The sequence below is a fragment of the Geopseudomonas aromaticivorans genome, assembly GCF_019097855.1.
Lineage (GTDB): Bacteria > Pseudomonadota > Gammaproteobacteria > Pseudomonadales > Pseudomonadaceae > Geopseudomonas > Geopseudomonas aromaticivorans.
In genome coordinates, this window is record NZ_JAHRGL010000019.1 from 57928 (window position 1) to 73337 (window position 15410).

17 protein-coding genes and 1 riboswitch are annotated in these 15410 nt (G+C 68.0%); of the genes, 13 read left to right on the forward strand and 4 right to left on the reverse strand.

Features of this window, described 5'->3' with window-relative positions:
• Positions 1–30: 30 nt before the first annotated feature.
• Positions 31–822, forward strand: a complete 792-nt coding sequence (locus KRX52_RS08445) for an NYN domain-containing protein (RefSeq protein WP_217681296.1) — start codon at positions 31–33, stop codon at positions 820–822.
• A gap of 7 nt (positions 823–829) precedes the next feature.
• Here the strand turns inward: KRX52_RS08445 and KRX52_RS08450 are convergent, their stop codons facing one another.
• Together KRX52_RS08450 and KRX52_RS08455 are read right to left on the reverse strand one after the other, a co-directional pair.
• Positions 830–1633, reverse strand: a complete 804-nt coding sequence (locus KRX52_RS08450) for a formate/nitrite transporter family protein (protein ID WP_217681297.1) — start codon at positions 1631–1633, stop codon at positions 830–832.
• Positions 1634–1829: 196 nt separating this feature from the next.
• Positions 1830–2063, reverse strand: coding sequence for a hypothetical protein (locus KRX52_RS08455; RefSeq protein ID WP_217681298.1), 234 nt, complete (start codon positions 2061–2063; stop codon positions 1830–1832).
• Positions 2064–2271: 208 nt separating this feature from the next.
• On the opposite strand from KRX52_RS08455, the gene KRX52_RS08460 reads away from it, so the two are divergent.
• Positions 2272–2595, forward strand: a complete 324-nt coding sequence (locus KRX52_RS08460) for a ComEA family DNA-binding protein (protein ID WP_217681299.1) — start codon at positions 2272–2274, stop codon at positions 2593–2595.
• A gap of 53 nt (positions 2596–2648) precedes the next feature.
• On the opposite strand, the gene KRX52_RS08465 is transcribed toward KRX52_RS08460, so the two are convergent.
• A complete protein-coding gene (locus KRX52_RS08465; RefSeq protein ID WP_254797467.1) occupies positions 2649–3182 on the reverse strand; it encodes a bacteriohemerythrin in 534 nt (177 codons plus the stop codon).
• A 281-nt stretch (positions 3183–3463) separates the two neighbouring features.
• Entirely contained in the window at positions 3464–3913 is a 450-nt protein-coding gene (locus tag KRX52_RS08470) for a bacteriohemerythrin (RefSeq protein ID WP_217681300.1), read from the reverse strand.
• Between the two features lie 231 nt (positions 3914–4144).
• Positions 4145–4370: riboswitch (cobalamin riboswitch) on the forward strand.
• A 127-nt stretch (positions 4371–4497) separates the two neighbouring features.
• On the opposite strand from KRX52_RS08470, the gene btuB reads away from it, so the two are divergent.
• The 11 genes from btuB (at position 4498) to cobC (ending at position 15379) form a co-directional block, all read left to right on the forward strand.
• Positions 4498–6336 carry a TonB-dependent vitamin B12 receptor gene (btuB, locus tag KRX52_RS08475; RefSeq protein WP_217681301.1) on the forward strand — a complete coding sequence of 613 codons (1839 nt, stop codon included), beginning with the start codon at positions 4498–4500 and terminating at the stop codon, positions 6334–6336.
• A gap of 56 nt (positions 6337–6392) precedes the next feature.
• Positions 6393–6965: a hypothetical protein gene (locus KRX52_RS08480; protein WP_217681302.1), complete on the forward strand. Its 573-nt coding sequence runs from the start codon at positions 6393–6395 to the stop codon at positions 6963–6965.
• Positions 6962–7579, forward strand: coding sequence for a cob(I)yrinic acid a,c-diamide adenosyltransferase (gene cobO, locus KRX52_RS08485; protein WP_217681303.1), 618 nt, complete (start codon positions 6962–6964; stop codon positions 7577–7579). The genes KRX52_RS08480 and cobO overlap by 4 nt, the downstream gene beginning before the upstream one ends.
• Positions 7580–7691: 112 nt before the next feature.
• Complete coding sequence (locus KRX52_RS08490; RefSeq protein WP_217681304.1) at positions 7692–8987, forward strand: cobyrinic acid a,c-diamide synthase CobB; 1296 nt, start codon at positions 7692–7694, stop codon at positions 8985–8987.
• Positions 8988–9072: 85 nt separating this feature from the next.
• On the forward strand, positions 9073–9723 hold the full coding sequence (gene bluB, locus KRX52_RS08495) for a 5,6-dimethylbenzimidazole synthase (RefSeq protein WP_217681536.1): 651 nt from the start codon (positions 9073–9075) through the stop codon (positions 9721–9723).
• Positions 9720–10628, forward strand: a complete 909-nt coding sequence (gene cbiB, locus KRX52_RS08500; protein WP_217681305.1) for an adenosylcobinamide-phosphate synthase CbiB — start codon at positions 9720–9722, stop codon at positions 10626–10628. The genes bluB and cbiB overlap by 4 nt, the downstream gene beginning before the upstream one ends.
• Positions 10621–11607 (forward strand): threonine-phosphate decarboxylase CobD, encoded by a 987-nt coding sequence (gene cobD, locus KRX52_RS08505; RefSeq protein ID WP_217681306.1) that lies wholly within the window; start codon positions 10621–10623, stop codon positions 11605–11607. The genes cbiB and cobD overlap by 8 nt, the downstream gene beginning before the upstream one ends.
• A 105-nt stretch (positions 11608–11712) precedes the next feature.
• Positions 11713–13167: a cobyric acid synthase gene (locus KRX52_RS08510; protein ID WP_217681307.1), complete on the forward strand. Its 1455-nt coding sequence runs from the start codon at positions 11713–11715 to the stop codon at positions 13165–13167.
• Between the two features lie 75 nt (positions 13168–13242).
• Positions 13243–13764 (forward strand): bifunctional adenosylcobinamide kinase/adenosylcobinamide-phosphate guanylyltransferase, encoded by a 522-nt coding sequence (gene cobU / locus KRX52_RS08515; RefSeq protein WP_217681308.1) that lies wholly within the window; start codon positions 13243–13245, stop codon positions 13762–13764.
• Positions 13761–14819 carry a nicotinate-nucleotide--dimethylbenzimidazole phosphoribosyltransferase gene (gene cobT / locus KRX52_RS08520; RefSeq protein ID WP_217681309.1) on the forward strand — a complete coding sequence of 353 codons (1059 nt, stop codon included), beginning with the start codon at positions 13761–13763 and terminating at the stop codon, positions 14817–14819. The genes cobU and cobT overlap by 4 nt, the downstream gene beginning before the upstream one ends.
• Positions 14816–15379 carry an alpha-ribazole phosphatase family protein gene (cobC, locus tag KRX52_RS08525; RefSeq protein ID WP_217681310.1) on the forward strand — a complete coding sequence of 188 codons (564 nt, stop codon included), beginning with the start codon at positions 14816–14818 and terminating at the stop codon, positions 15377–15379. Before cobT ends, cobC begins: the two co-directional genes overlap by 4 nt.
• Positions 15380–15410 lie beyond the last annotated feature (31 nt).

Here is a 15410-nt window from a genome sequence, read left to right on the forward strand (position 1 = left end):
GGTCACTGGGACCAGGAAGAGGGCCGGCCTGTGCAGAACGTCCGCGTAGCGCTGTTCATCGATGCCGACAACTCGCCGAGCCGCAAGATCGAGGCGATCCTCGCCGAACTGGCGGTGCTTGGCGTGGTCTCCATCCGCCGTGCCTACGGCAACTGGAAGAGCCCGCGGCTGGAATCCTGGGTGCAGGTGCTGCACGAGCATGCGATCCAGCCGATCCAGCAGTTCGACCTGGTCAAGGGCAAGAACGCCACCGACATGGCCATGGCCATCGACGCCATGGACGTGCTGCACGGCAAGCCGGTCGAGGTATTCTGCCTGGTTTCCTCGGACTGCGATTTCACTCCGCTGGTCACCCGCCTGCGGGCCGAGGGGAAGCAGGTGATCGGCTTCGGCGAGCGCAAGTCGCCGGAACCCTACGTCAACGCCTGCTCGCGTTTCGTCTATCTGGAAGAGATGCCGGTAGAGGTGACCATTCAGCCGCTGGGTACCAGTGCCATCCCCGCCGAAGCCGAGGCGCAAGGCGTGGTCTGCGTGCCGCCGGCAGTGGCAGTGATCAGTCGGCGTCCCGGCCACGAACTCAAGGGCGACAGCAAGCTGATGAACCTGCTGCGCAATGCGGTGACCTTCGCTGCCGACGACGACGGCTGGGCGCAGCTCAGTCTGGTCGGAGCACGGATTGCCAACCAGGCTTCCTTCGACCCGCGCAACTACGGCTATGCCCGGCTGGTGGACCTGCTTACGGCCATCGACCTGTTCGAGATCAAGCGCGTCGGCCACCACCCGCTGGTGCGCTACAAGCGACGCAGCGTCACGCCCGGATAGCCATGGCTCAGGCCGCTTGCGTGCCGCGCAGGTAGGCCAGCCAGTACACGCCGGCGACCAGCAGCGTGCCGCCAACCAGATTGCCTGCCGTGACCATGGCGAGGTTTAGCGCCGCCCCAGCCAGCCACCCACTGCCATTGCCCTCCAGCGCCAGGCCGTAGGGCAGGAAGAACCAGTTGGCGATCGAGTGTTCGAGGCCGAGGGTGACGAACGCACTGATCGGCAGGACGATGGCGAGAAACTTGTCGGTCAGGCTGTGCCCGCCCATCGCCAGCCAGACCGCCAGGCACACCAGGGCATTGCAAAGGATGCCGCGCGCAAAGGCCGTGCCCATGGGGAGCTCAGCCTTGCGCTGGGCGATTTGCAGCGCCGTTTCCCCGACCGCACCAGCGGCCAGGCTGGCTACGTCCGCCCACAGCACCAGCGCAACCGTACCCAGGCAGCCGACGACATTGCCCAGATAGACGAGCAACCAGTTGCGCAGCAGCGCGCGGCCGTCGATCAAGCGGCTGGCCCAGGCCATGGCCAGCAGGTTATTGCCGGTAAACAGCTCGGCGCCGCCGATCACCACCAGCACCAGGCCGAGGCAGAAGCCCAGTCCGCCGAGCAGGCGGGTGACGCCGAAACCCAGCTCGCTACCGGTCACCACCACGGTGAAGAACAGGGCGCCGAGAGAAATGAACGCCCCGGCGAGTACCGCCAGCACCAGCACGGTCAGGCTGTCTGCGCGGGCCTTCGCCACGCCCATTTCGGCAACGCGCCGGGCTATCTGGCTGGGCTGGTAGGCGTCGGCAAACAGGGAACCCTTCATGGCGACTGGCCCTGCTGATCTGAAGGCGTGTGCGGGGGGCGGATCACGTCCAGTCGCTCCGCCGCCGGAGCGGTGGAGCAATTACGCGGTGCGCAGAAAGAACTCTAGACCATGGGCGCTGGGCGAGACGCGCAGGCCGGGTGGGCAGCAGGCGCTTTTAGCGTTGAGGGGCACGGCCACCGGCTCATGGCGTGTTTCACGCTATCGGGGTGTGGCTGGTATCGCCCAGTTCGGTCTCGGTCTTTTGCTTGCGCATGCTGTCGAGCTCCTTGGCGAATACTTCGTCGTGAATGCTCGGTTTCTTGCGCCACGGGCGTTTTTCCGGTGCGGGCTGGGCGGCGTAGATAACGACTTCGCCGTTCTGCTCGTTCTTGAACTGTTCGGCTGCCTGAGCCAGTTGTTCGCGCAACAGGTCTTTGGGGTTCTGCATATATCTTGGGTGGGTCTTGGTGAGTAGGGTGGGGCAAATTTTGCCAGCCGCGCTTGCCGGTCGCAAATGTGAATTGGGTCGCTTTTGCGCAATAAACCTTTTACCAATCGAAATGGCGGCTATTGGCTATTCCGCTGGCGTGATTTAGGGTCGCTGGACTGCCTCGGGATCAGGCAGCATTTTTCTACTTTCACAGGGATTGTCGATCATGTCGAAACTGCGTACTTCCGCTCTGTTGTTCGCCCTGCTCACGGGCTTCTCCGTGGCCGCCACTGCCGCCGAAGTGCCCGCCGCCCAGCCACTGGCGGTGCAGGCCCCCGTCGTTGCGCCGGTGACCAGGGTCAATCTGAACAGCGCCGATGCCGAAACCCTGGCCCGCGAGCTGAATGGCATCGGCGAGGCCAAGGCGCGTGCCATTGTCGAATATCGCGAAGCCAAGGGAGCCTTCACTTCGGTGGATGAACTGCTGGAGGTGAAGGGTATCGGTGCGGCGACGCTGGAGAAGAATCGCGAGCGCCTGAGCGTTAACTGATGGCTTGATAAGGGCTGGCCTGGTGGCCGGCCCTTATTGCCAGAGCGGCGGGATCAGCGGAAGAACTTGCCGAGCATTCGCGCGACAAAGCCGCCTTCGATATTGTGCTTGACGAAAGAGACGTAGTGCTTGTCATCGCGCTTGATGTGATTGGTCAGCCACAGACCGATATCGGTACGCACTTCCCGCGCAACGCGGAACGGATCATCGCCCTTGGCCAGATGGTCGGCATAGGCATTGGCGCGAGTCTTGAACGCTTCGTGGACCTGATGGTGGGCTTCCAGCATCGGATAGCCGGCCTTTTTCATCAGGCTTTCCTCGAAGGTATTGTGCGAGATGGAGTAGTCGATCAGTGACTTGATCACATGCTCGACCTCGTCTGCGTTGCGGGTCTTGATGGCGTGATCGATTTCTTCCAGGTACTCGAAAATACGCTTGTGCTGCTCGTCGATGATATCGATGCCGGTTTCGAATTCTGCTGTCCAAGTGATAACAAAGCTCATGGTGTCGATCCCTCTTGTATGAACATTGAATCTGGCTGGAGTGCGACCCTGGTTTTCCTGCGGCGATGGCTGGTCGCGGGCCATCGAACAGGTCTTTGACCGGCGGGAGGGGTTGCAGTCCCGCCGGGCATGCACACCGCTGCGGTGGCAGAGAATGTCCAGGTGTGTCGAGTGACACTTAGGTGGTGCGCCCTTCCTTCAATGGAGGGGAGTGGACATCGGCGGCAGGCCGGAGTTGGGCAATAATCATCGAGTTCGTATCGCTCTTGTTGTTTTTATTCGGCTTTTTATATGTTGTCGTTGCACGAGGGGGTGCGGGGCCCGGCTCGGTATATCCAAAGGTCTGGCTGTCGCCAGGCGAGCGATCAGCCGAAGAACTTGCCCAGCATGCGCGAGACGAAGCCGCCATCCAGGCTCTTCTTCACGTAGGGCACGTAGTGTTTGTCGTCACGCTTGATGTGGTTGGTCAGCCACAGACCGATGTCGGTGCGTACCTCGCGAGCCAGGCGGAAGTGGTCTTCACCGCTGGACAAACGCGCGCCGTAGGCCTGGGCACGGGCCTTGAAGGCCTCGTGGACCTGGTGGTGGGCGTCCAGCATCGGATAGCCGGCCTTGGCCATCAGGCTTTCTTCGAAGGTGTTGTGGGAAATGGCATAGTCCAGCAGGGCCTTGACCACATACTCGACTTCGCTGGTCGACTGGGCCTTGATGGCGTGATCGATTTCCGACAGGTACTCGAAGATGCGTTTGTGCTGCTCGTCGATGATGTCGATGCCAGTCTCAAACTCGGGTGACCAGGAGATGACAAAACCCATGGGTATTTCCTTGGTGAGTGTAATTACGTGCTTGGAAGAAGTCGTGCACCCCCATTGAAGGGAATGACGCGCAAATTCAGTATCACGCTGACAGCATAAAGGCCACACCAAACCGGTGGGCATTGGGGAAGGCGTGTTTTTTTGTGAAAAGCTTCACAGGATTCGTGCGGGCCATTGCTCTTGCAACTCGGCTGCCGTTGCGAATTTGACGCATCGCTAGCAACCCTCTAACCTTCGCGCCCTGCTTCAGGTGCCCCCCAGCCAAGGCTTGGTGGGGTGAAACAGGGAAGCCGGTGCGTGTGCGAAATGTCACACACAAGGCCGGCGCTGCCCCCGCAACGGTAGGCGAGTCAAGACGTCGCTATTGGCCACTGTGCTCAGGCATGGGAAGGCGCGACTTCGGGAACCCCAGGTTCCACTCGCAAGCCCGGAGACCGGCCTGTCGCATCCACGGTATCGCGGAGGGCGCTACTCGTCGGGTGGGCGGCTTTCCTGGTTTTTTATCCCGTCTGTTCGTCGTCATGTCCTCTGCATGCCTCCTGCAATCCTGATCGCGCGGGTGAGCGCGATGCAGAGAGTGAACGATGAGCAAAGCCCTTCTGGCGCCGGCAGCGATCATGCTGTGTGGCGTGTCTTCCCTTTCCTTGGCGGCCGAGCCGTTGTCGGTCGAACCCCTGCTGGTGACCGCCAGCCGCACCGTGCAGACCGCCAGCGAGTCGCTGGCGGCGGTGACGGTGATTGACCGCGAGGAGATCGAGCGCAAGCAGGCCGCCTCGCTGCCCGAGCTGCTGCGCAGCGTGCCGGGCGTGTCGCTGGCCAACAATGGCGGCCCCGGCAAGAGCACCTCGCTGTTCCTGCGCGGCAGCGAGTCCGATCACGTGCTGGTGCTGATCGACGGCATCAAGGTCGGCTCGGCCACCAGCGGCAGCGCCGCCTTCCAGGACCTGCCGGTGGAGCTGATTGAGCGCATCGAGATCGTCCGCGGCCCGCGCTCCAGCCTGTACGGCTCGGAGGCCATCGGCGGGGTGATCCAGATCTTCACCCGCAAGGACGGCGGTGCCGGCCTGCGGCCGTTCCTCTCCGTCGGCAGCGGCAGCCACGCCAGCCACAGCGGCAGTGCCGGGCTGTCCGGTCGCGCGGGTTTCAGCTGGTTCAACCTCGGCGTCTCCGCCAGCGACAGCGATGGCATCAACGTCAAGCCGCGCAGCGCCAGCGGCTACGAGGACGACCGCGATGGCTACCGTAACCTGTCCGCCTCGCTGCGCGCCGGGCATCGTTTCGCCAATGGCCTGGAGCTGGATGGCAATTTCCTGCAGGCCAAGTCGCACAACGACTACGACGGAGTGAACCGCCGGCGCAGCGCCGGTTTCGGTGCCAACGCCGATGGCGTGCAGAAGGTCGCCGGCCTGCGCGCGCGCTTTGCCCCGCTCGAGCCCTGGCAGGTGACCCTGCAGGGCGGCCGCAGCGAGGACAAGTCGGACGCCGATCAGGACGGTGCCTTCTATTCGCGCTTCGATACCCGCCGCGACTCGCTGTCCTGGCAGAACGATGTGACGCTGGCCGAGGACCATACCCTGGTGCTGGGCGTCGACCACCAGCACGACGAGGTGAACGGCAGCACCGCCTACGCCGAGGACTCGCGCGACAACGACGGCTACTTCGCCCAGTACCTCGGTGGCAGCGGGCGCCACGACTGGCAGCTGGCGCTGCGCCGCGACGACAACCAGCAGTTCGGCGACCACGAGACCGGCAGCCTCGCCTGGGGTTATGCGCTGAGTGATTCACTACGCGCCTATGCCAGCTATGGCACGGCATTCAAGGCGCCGACCTTCAACGAGCTGTACTACCCCGGCTACGGCAACCCCGAGCTGGATGCCGAGACCTCGCGCAGCCTCGAACTCGGCCTGCAGGGCCGCCCGGGCTGGGGCCATTGGCAGCTGGCGGCCTTCCGTACCCTCATCGACGACCTGATCGCCTACGATGCCAGCCTCGAGGCGCCCAACAACGTCGATCAGGCGCGCATCCGCGGCGTCGAGGCGAGCCTCGGCAGCCAGTGGCTGGGCTGGGACTGGAACGCCAACCTGACCCTGCAGGAGCCGGAAAGCCGCGGCGGCAGCCACGACGGCAACGAGCTGGCGCGCCGCGCCAAACAGATGCTCAACCTCGATATCGACCGCGCCATCGGCCGTTTCAGCGTCGGCGCCAGCCTGCATGCCGAGGACCAGCGCTACGACGACCTGGCCAACCAGAGCGAGCTGTCCGGCTACGCCAGCCTCGACCTGCGTGGCGAATACTGCCTCGACGACGAGTGGCGCCTGCAGGCGCGGGTGACCAACCTGCTCGACGCCGACTACCAGACCGCCGCCGGCTACAACCAGCCGGGCCAAGCCGTCTACTTCACCGTGCGCTACCAGGCGCTGTGAACCACTGGCGCCCCGTGCGAGCGGGGCGCCGCATCCTTGCCCCCAGGAGTTCCCCCATGCTCGACCTTTCCCCCCGCAGCCGCCTGGCCATCGGCATCGCCCTGGCGCTGCTGATGGCCGTGACCCGCGGCCACCACTTCAGCGACATCAACCTGCCCAGCGCTTCCTGGGCGGTGTTCTTCCTCGCCGGCGTCCTGCTGCCGGCGCGCTGGGCCTTTCCGGCGCTGTTCCTCGAGGCGGTCGCCCTCGACCTTGCCGCCGTCACCTGGGGCGGCGTGAGCAACTGGTGCGTGACCCCGGCCTACGGGCTGCTGTTGCCGGCCTACGCCGCGCTGTGGTTAGGCGGCCGCCTGTATGCCCGAGTGCACCAGGAGGGCTGGGCGACCCTGGGCCGCCTGCTGACCTGTCTGCTCGGCGCCAGCTCGGTCTGCCACCTGCTGTCCAGCGGCGGCTTCTACTTCTTCTCCGGTCGCTACCCCGACGCGAGCCTGGCCGGTTTCCTGCCGCGCATCGCCGCCTACTACCCACAGTCGCTGCAGGCGCTGGCCCTGTATGTCGGCCTGGCGGCGCTGCTGCTGGCAGCCGGTCATGCCTGGACGCAGCGCTCGAGTGCCGAGGTGAGCCGATGAGCGCGCCGGACGAGACCGCCCGCGACGAGCGCCACAAGGCGCGCATGCAGCGCAAGAAGGCGGTGGTCGACGCCAAGATCGCCGAGGCCAGCGCCGAGCGCGGCCTGTTGCTGGTCAACAGTGGCAACGGCAAGGGCAAGAGCAGCGCGGCCTTCGGCATGCTGGCGCGCACCCTCGGTCACGGTCTCAAGGCCGGCGTGGTGCAGTTCATCAAGGGCGCGGCGAGCACCGGCGAGGAGGCGTTCTTCCGCCGCTTCCCCGACGAGGTGCGCTACTTCGTGATGGGTGAAGGCTTCACCTGGGAGACCCAGGACCGCCAGCGCGACATCGACAAGGCCGAGCAGGCCTGGGCGGTGGCTCGCGAGCTGCTGCAGGACCCCGAGATCGCCCTGGTGGTGCTCGACGAGTTGAACATCGCCCTCAAGTACGGCTACCTGCAGCTGGATACGGTGCTGGCCGACATCGCGGCACGCCCGCCGCTACAGCACGTGGTGGTCACCGGCCGCGGCGCGCTGCCGGGGCTGATCGAGGCGGCTGACACGGTCAGCGAGATCGGCCTGGTCAAGCACGCTTTCCAGGCCGGAGTGAAGGCGCAGCGAGGTGTGGAATTCTGATGTGCCTCGCGATTGCGACTGCCGAGGCGAATTTTTTCCCGACCAACGGGTCAGTCAAGGCAATCCGGTCGCAAGTGAATGCGTGCCTGTCCGTGTCCGTATGGAGTCGCTGATGAACAATCCCCGCCATTGTCCCGCCCTGCTGATCGCCGCCCCCGCCTCGGGGCAGGGCAAGACCACCGTCACCGCCGCGCTGGCACGCCACCACATCAACCAGGGCCGGCGCGTGCGGGTGTTCAAGTGCGGCCCGGACTTTCTCGACCCGATGATCCTCGCCCGCGCCTGCGGCGCGCCGGTGGACTCGCTGGACCTCTGGCTGGTCGGCGAGGAGGAGTGCCGGCGGCGCCTGTGGCAGGCCGCCGGCGAGGCCGACCTGATCCTCATCGAGGGGGTGATGGGCCTGTTCGACGGCACGCCCTCGGCGGCCGACCTGGCCCGGCGCTTCGGCGTGCCGGTGCTGGCGGTGATCGACGGTGCGGCCATGGCGCAGACCTTCGCCGCCATCGCCCACGGCCTGGCCAGCTACCAGAGCGACCTGCCGTTCGCCGGGGTACTGGCCAACCGGGTCGGCAGCGCGCGCCACGGCGAGATCCTCCGCGACTGCCTGCCGGCGCACCTGCCGTGGTTCGGCGCGCTGCCGCGCGCCGCCGCCATCGAGCTGCCCAGCCGCCATCTCGGTCTGGTGCAGGCCGCCGAGCTGGCCGATCTCGACGCCCGCCTGGACGCCGCTGCCGCCGCCCTGTCGGAGACTGGCGTGTCGAGTCTGCCGGCGCAGGTGGCGTTTGCCGGATCGGAGCCCGCCGTGTGTTCGCCGCTGCTGCAGGGCGTGCGCATCGGCGTGGCCCGCGATGCGGCCTTCGCCTTCGTCTACCCAGCCAACCTCGACCTGCTGCGCGCGTTGGGCGCCGAGCTGATATTCTTCTCGCCGCTCGACGACCACCAGCTGCCGCAGGTGGACAGCCTGTACCTGCCGGGCGGCTATCCGGAGCTGTATCTGCAGCAACTGGCCGGCAACACGGCAATGCGCGTGGCGATCCGCGCCCATCATGCCGCCGGCAAGCCGATCCTCGCCGAGTGCGGCGGCATGCTCTACCTGCTCGACGGCCTGACCGATCTCGACGCCCAGCGTGGCGAGCTGCTCGGCCTGCTGCCGGGCGAAGCGCAGATGCAGCCCAGACTGGTGACCTTGGCCATGCAGGAGGTCGAGTTGGACGGCGAACGCCTGCGTGGGCACAGCTACCACCACTCCAGCATGGAGTGCGCGCTGCAGCCCATCGCCCACGGCGAATGCCCCAACTACCGGCGCGTCCGCGAGCCGCTGTACCGCAGTGGCCGGTTGACCGCCAGCTACATCCACTTCTACCTGCCCTCGGCGCCGCGCGCAGCAGCCGCGCTGCTGCGCCCGTGACCCCTCTGGAGATCCTGCCGGCCTCGCGCCTGCGCCCCATCCGCCCATGACCGATGAAAACGCCAGCAAGCTGCAGGAAACTGCGATGAACCCCCATGCCTTCAGCGCTCAGGACAAGGCCGCGGTCTACCGCGCCATCGCCGAGCGCCGCGACATGCGCCACTTCAGCGGCGGCACGGTGGTGCCCGAGCTGCTGGCGCGCCTGCTGGATGCCGCCCACCAGGCGCCCAGCGTCGGCCTGATGCAGCCGTGGCGGTTTATCCGCATCACCGACCCAATGCTGCGCCGGCAGATCAAGACGCTGGTGGAGGCCGAGCGGGTGCGTACCGCGGAGGCGATGGGCGAGCGCTCCAGCGAGTTCATGCGCCTCAAGGTCGAGGGCATCGAGGACAGCGCCGAGCTGCTGGTGGCCTGTCTGATGGACGGCCGCGAGCGCTACATCTTCGGCCGCCGCACCCTGCCGCAGATGGACCTGGCCTCGCTGTCCTGCGCGATCCAGAACCTCTGGCTGGCCGCCCGTGCCGAAGGCCTGGGCATGGGCTGGGTGTCGCTGTTCGATCCCGTGGCGCTCGGCGCGCTGCTCGGCCTGCCGGAGGGCGCCGAACCGCTGGCGCTGCTCTGCCTCGGACCGGTCGAGGAGTTCTACCCGCGGCCGATGCTGGTCGAGGAGGGCTGGGCCGAGGAAAAGCCGCTGGCCGACATGCTGTTCGAGAACCACTGGGGCCAGCAGCCGTGAGCCTGGGCCTTGCCCTGCTCGCCGGCGTGGCGCTGGACATGGTGCTCGGCGAGCCGCGCCGCTGGCATCCGCTGGTGGCCTTCGGCCGCCTGGCCAATCGACTGGAAGCGCAGTTCAACGGCCACGGCCGTGGCTGGCGCAGCCACGGGGTAAGCGCCTGGTGCCTGGCGGTGTTGCCGCTCACTTTCCTTATCTGGCTGCTGGTGCAGCTGCCGCTGCTCGGCGGGATGCTGGAAATCCTCGCCCTGTACGCTGCGCTGGGCCTGCGCAGCCTGCACGAGCACGCCCTGCCGGTACTCGACGCCCTGCGCCGCGGCGACCTCGAGGCGGCACGCCGAGGTGTTGGCATGGTGGTCAGCCGCGATACCCGCGAACTGGATGAAAACGGCGTGGCCCGCGCCGCCACCGAGTCGGTGCTGGAGAACGGCAGCGACGCGGTGTTCGCCGCGCTGTTCTGGTTCGCCGTGGCCGGCGCGCCAGGTGTGGTGCTCTATCGGCTGAGCAATACCCTCGACGCCATGTGGGGCTACCGCACGCCGCGCTTCGAGCGCTTTGGCTGGGCCGCTGCGCGCATCGACGACGGGCTCAACTACCTGCCGGCGCGCCTGACCGCGCTGACCTACGCACTGCTCGGCCAGACCCGCCGCGCGCTGGGCTGCTGGCGCCGCCAGGCACCGCAGTGGGACAGCCCCAACGCCGGCCCGGTGATGGCCGCCGGCGCCGGTGCCCTGGGCGTCGAGCTGGGCGGCGCGGCGATCTACCACGGCGAGGTCCACCAGCGGCCGAGCCTCGGCGAGGGTGTGCCGGCGAGTGCAGAGAGCATCGCCGGGGCGCTGAGCCTGCTGCGCCGCGGGGTGCTGCTGTGGCTGGTGCTCGTGCTGCTCGGAGGCTGGCTGCATGCTTGAACACGGTGGCCGCCTGCGCTCCGCTGCGCAGCGCTACGGCATTCCCCTCGGCGACTGGCTGGACCTGTCCACCGCCATCGCCCCCGAGCCCTGGCCGCTGCCGGCGATTCCTGTCGAGGCGTGGGCACGGTTGCCGGAAGACGACGACGGCCTGAGCGAGGCCGCCTGCGCCTGCTATGGCGCGGCTCACGCGCTGCCGGTGGCCGGCAGTCAGGCTGCGATCCAGGCGCTACCGCAGCTACTGCCGCCCTGCCGGGTGGGCATGCTCGAGCCGAGCTACGCGGAACACGCCCAGGCCTGGCAGCGAGCGGGGCATCAGCTCGTCCGTCTGGCCGCCGCCGACATCGACCAGCGGCTCGACGGCCTCGATGTGTTGGTGCTGGTCAACCCCAACAACCCCACCGGCGAGCTGTTCGCCGTCGAGCAGTTGCTCGACTGGCACGCACGGCTGCACGCCCGTGGCGGCTGCCTGCTGGTCGACGAGGCGTTCATGGACTGCACCCCCGAGTTCAGCCTGGCGACGCACAGCGACAAGCCGGGACTGATCGTGCTGCGCTCGTTCGGCAAGTTCTTCGGCCTGGCCGGCGTGCGCTTGGGCTTCGTGCTGGCCGAGGCGACGTTGCTCGAGCTGCTGGCCGAACGTCTCGGCCCCTGGGCGGCCAGTGGTCCGGCGCGGGCGCTCGGCATCCAGGCGCTGGCCGACTCCAGTGCCGCGGCGCGACGCTTGCGTACCCTGCGCCTGCAGGCGGCCGGGCAGCGCCTGGCGTCCCTGTTGCGCAAGCACGGGCTGGCGCCGGAGGGCGGCACGGCGCTGTTCCAGTGGCTGCGCCACGAGCGCGCCGGCGAGCTGCACGACTTCCTCGCCCGCCGCGGCATCCTGGTGCGCCTGTTCGACCAGCCGGCCAGCCTGCGCTTCGGCCAGCCGGCGGACGAGGCCGGCTGGCAGCGCCTGGCCCAGGCGCTGCACGACTATGGGTAGGGTGCGCCGTGCGCATCATGAGCCTGTGCACGGATACCGGTGCGCACGGCGCACCCTACGATCCGTCCGGCGCATCGCCGCATCAATTAAGAGACAGGAATAAGCATGACCACCCTGATGGTGCAGGGCACCACCTCCGACGCCGGCAAGAGCACCCTGGTGACCGCGCTGTGCCGCTGGCTGGCGCGCCAGGGCGTGGCGGTGGCGCCGTTCAAGCCGCAGAACATGGCGCTCAATTCGGCGGTGACCGCCGATGGCGGCGAAATCGGCCGCGCCCAGGCGGTGCAGGCGCAGGCCGCCAATCTGGCGCCGCACACCGACATGAACCCGGTGCTGCTCAAGCCCAACAGCGACATCGGCGCCCAGGTGATCATCCACGGCCGCGCCATCACCAGCATGGACGCCGCCGCCTACCACGACTACAAGCGCGTCGCCATGCAGGCGGTGCTCGAGTCGCACCAACGCCTCAACGCTCAGTACCCGGTGGTGATGGTCGAGGGCGCGGGTTCGCCGGCGGAGATCAACCTGCGCGCCGGCGACATCGCCAACATGGGCTTCGCCGAGGCGGTCGACTGCCCGGTGCTGCTGATCGCCGACATCGACAAGGGCGGCGTGTTCGCCCATCTGGTCGGCACCCTCGAACTGCTCAGCCCATCCGAGCAGGCGCGCATTCAGGGCTTTGTGATCAACCGCTTCCGCGGCGACCTCGCCCTGCTGCAGCCGGGTCTCGACTGGTTGGAGGCACGCACCGGCAAGCCGGTGCTCGGCGTGCTGCCCTATCTGCACGACCTGCACCTGGAGGCCGAGGACGCCATCGACCAGCGTCAGGTGGCCAAGAGCGGCGAGCGCCTGAAGGTGGTGGTGCCGGTTTTGCCGCGCATCAGCAATCACACCGACTTCGACCCGCTGCGCCTGCATCCGCAGGTGGAGCTGAGCTTCGTCGGCCCCGGCCAGAGCATTCCGCCGGCCGACCTGATCGTGCTGCCCGGCTCGAAGAGCGTGCGCGCCGATCTGAGCTTCCTGCGCGCGCAGGGCTGGGAGGCGGCGATCCAGCGCCACCTGCGCTACGGCGGCAAGCTGCTGGGCATCTGCGGCGGCCTGCAGATGCTCGGCGGCGAGATCGCCGATCCGCTCGGTCTGGAAGGTGCGCCGGGCAGCAGTCGCGGCCTCGGTCTGCTGGCGCTGGATACGGTGCTGGAAGCCGACAAGCAGCTGCGCAACGTGCGCGGACGGCTGGCGTTGGAGGAGGCCGAGGTGAGCGGCTACGAGATCCACGCCGGGGTCTGTCGCGGCGCCGCGCTCGAGCGCCCGGCGCTGCGCTTGGACGACGGTCGCGGCGACGGCGCGCTGAGCATGGATGGCCAGGTGTTCGGCACCTACCTGCACGGCCTGTTCGAGTCGCCGGCGGCGTGCAGCGCGCTGCTGCGCTGGGCCGGCCTGCGCGAGGTGGTCAGCCCCGACTACCATGCCCTGCGCGAACGCGACATCGAGCGCTTGGCCGACCTGGTCGAGGCGCATCTGGATACCGCGCGGCTGCGTGAGCTGTGCGGTTTGACGTAGGGTGCGCCGTGCGCACCGTCCTGAGACCCCCGGTGCGCACGGCGCACCCTACCCTGAACCGACAGAGAGCCCTCGATGCTTGAACTGATCCTCGGCGGCGCCCGCTCCGGCAAGAGCCGGCTGGCCGAGCGCCTGGCGCTGGAGTCCGGCCTGGCGGTGACCTACATCGCCACGGCCCACGCCGGCGATGACGAAATGGCCGCGCGCATTGCCCATCACCAGTCGCGCCGTCCGGACGATTGGGGGCTGCTGGAGGAGCCCGTCCACCTGATGCAGGTGTTGCGCGACCGTGCGGCGGAAAACCGCTGTCTGCTGGTCGACTGCCTGACCCTGTGGCTGACCAATCTGCTATGGCTTGATGAGGGCGCACATCTCGAGCGCGAGCGCGATACCTTGCTCGAAGGCATCGCCGCGCTGCCCGGGCGCATCATCCTGGTCGGCAACGAAACCGGCCTCGGCGTGGTGCCGCTGGGCGAGCTGACTCGCCGCTACGTCGACGAGGCCGGCTGGTTGCATCAGGCGCTGGCCGAACGGGCGCAGCGGGTGACTTTCTGTGTGGCCGGGCTGCCGATGATTCTGAAAGGAGATTCCCTGTGAACGAACAATGGTGGCTGGCGCCCTGCCAGCCGATCGACCATGTGGCGCGGCAGAAGGCCGAGCAGCGCCAGGCGCGGCTGACCAAGCCTACCGGCGCCCTCGGTCGTCTCGAGCAGCTGGCCATCGACCTGGCGGCATTGCAGGGCCGCGAGTGCCCGCACCTCGAGCAGCCGTGGATCGCGGTGTTCGCCGGCGACCACGGGGTGGTCGAGGAGGGCGTCTCCGCCTATCCGCAGGCGGTCACCCGGCAGATGCTGCACAACTTCGTCGCCGGCGGCGCCGCCATCAGCGTGCTCGCCCACCAGCTGCAGGCCCGTCTGGAGGTCATCGACCTGGGCACTGCCGGCGACGGCGAGCCGCTGGGTGGCGTGCACAGCTACGGCCTCGGCCCCGGCACCGCCAACTTCACCCGTGGCCCGGCCATGACTGACGAGCAGTGCCGCGCGGCGCTGGCCGCCGGACGCGCCAGCGCCGAGCGTGCGCACCAGGCGCGGGCCGGGGTGTATATCGGCGGCGAGATGGGCATCGGCAACACCACCGCTGCCGCGGCGCTAGGCTGCGCGCTGCTCGACCTGCCGGCGCTGGCGCTGACCGGGGCGGGTACCGGATTGAACGCGGCCGCCGTGGCCCACAAGCAGCGGGTGATCGACAGTGCCCTGCTGCTGCATCAGCAGGTGGCCAGTCAGGACCCGCTCGAGGCCCTGCGTCGCCTCGGCGGTTTCGAGATCGCTGCGCTGAGCGGCGCCTTCGTCTCCTGTGCCCTGCACGGCCTGCCGGTGCTGGTGGACGGCTTCATCGCCACGGTTGCCGCCCTCTGCGCGGTGCAGCTCAATCCCGGCGTGCGCCCCTGGCTGCTGTTCGGCCATCGCTCCGCCGAGCCTGGGCATACCTACGTGCTGCAGGCGCTCAAGGGCGAGCCGCTGCTGGACCTTGGCCTGCGTCTGGGCGAGGGCAGCGGCGCGGCGCTGGCCGTGCCGCTGCTGCGCCTGGCCTGCAGCCTGCATGGCGGCATGGCCACCTTTGCCGAGGCGCACGTCAGCGATCGTCCGACATGATCCTCGACCTGCTGCGTCACGGCGAAACCGAGCGGGGTGGCGGCTTGCGCGGGCGCATCGACGATGCCCTGACGGCCAGTGGCTGGGCGCAGATGCGCGCGGCGGTGGGCGAAGAGAGGCCCTGGACCCGGCTGGTCAGCTCGCCGCTACAGCGCTGCGCCGCCTTCGCCGACGAGCTGGCCGCCCGCCTCGCACTGCCGCTGCATCTGGAGAGCGGTCTGCGCGAGCTGGACTTCGGCGCCTGGGAGGGGCGCAGCGCGGCCGAGCTGATGAAGACTGACAGCGAGGCGCTGGGCATGTTCTGGAACGATCCCTATGCGTTCACTCCGCCGGACGGCGAGCCGCTGACGGCCTTCGAGGCGCGCGTGCTCGATGCGCTGCAACGCTTGTACCGCCAGTTCGCCGGCGAGCATGTCCTGCTGGTCACCCACGGCGGGGTGATGCGCCTGCTGCTGGCCCGCGCCCGCGGCCTGCCGCGCGAGCAGCTGATGCAGGTGGAGGTGGGCCACGGTGCGTTGCACCGGTTGCGAGTGAGCGAGGGGCTGCGGCTCAGCGAGTAGTCAACCGGCAGCGCCCAGGCTTCTGTGCGGG

What these genes read in the sequence shown, in the direction of transcription:
- KRX52_RS08450 (WP_217681297.1), bottom strand. Translation starts at nt 1,633, where the DNA reads ATGAAGGGTTCCCTGTTTGCCGACGCCTACCAGCCCAGCCAGATAGCC.
- KRX52_RS08455 (WP_217681298.1), bottom strand. Translation starts at nt 2,063, where the DNA reads ATGCAGAACCCCAAAGACCTGTTGCGCGAACAACTGGCTCAGGCAGCC.
- KRX52_RS08460 (WP_217681299.1), top strand. Translation starts at nt 2,272, where the DNA reads ATGTCGAAACTGCGTACTTCCGCTCTGTTGTTCGCCCTGCTCACGGGC.
- KRX52_RS08465 (WP_254797467.1), bottom strand. Translation starts at nt 3,182, where the DNA reads ATGGCCCGCGACCAGCCATCGCCGCAGGAAAACCAGGGTCGCACTCCA.
- KRX52_RS08470 (WP_217681300.1), bottom strand. Translation starts at nt 3,913, where the DNA reads ATGGGTTTTGTCATCTCCTGGTCACCCGAGTTTGAGACTGGCATCGAC.
- btuB (WP_217681301.1), top strand. Translation starts at nt 4,498, where the DNA reads ATGAGCAAAGCCCTTCTGGCGCCGGCAGCGATCATGCTGTGTGGCGTG.
- KRX52_RS08480 (WP_217681302.1), top strand. Translation starts at nt 6,393, where the DNA reads ATGCTCGACCTTTCCCCCCGCAGCCGCCTGGCCATCGGCATCGCCCTG.
- cobO (WP_217681303.1), top strand. Translation starts at nt 6,962, where the DNA reads ATGAGCGCGCCGGACGAGACCGCCCGCGACGAGCGCCACAAGGCGCGC.
- KRX52_RS08490 (WP_217681304.1), top strand. Translation starts at nt 7,692, where the DNA reads ATGAACAATCCCCGCCATTGTCCCGCCCTGCTGATCGCCGCCCCCGCC.
- bluB (WP_217681536.1), top strand. Translation starts at nt 9,073, where the DNA reads ATGAACCCCCATGCCTTCAGCGCTCAGGACAAGGCCGCGGTCTACCGC.
- cobD (WP_217681306.1), top strand. Translation starts at nt 10,621, where the DNA reads ATGCTTGAACACGGTGGCCGCCTGCGCTCCGCTGCGCAGCGCTACGGC.
- KRX52_RS08510 (WP_217681307.1), top strand. Translation starts at nt 11,713, where the DNA reads ATGACCACCCTGATGGTGCAGGGCACCACCTCCGACGCCGGCAAGAGC.
- cobU (WP_217681308.1), top strand. Translation starts at nt 13,243, where the DNA reads ATGCTTGAACTGATCCTCGGCGGCGCCCGCTCCGGCAAGAGCCGGCTG.
- cobC (WP_217681310.1), top strand. Translation starts at nt 14,816, where the DNA reads ATGATCCTCGACCTGCTGCGTCACGGCGAAACCGAGCGGGGTGGCGGC.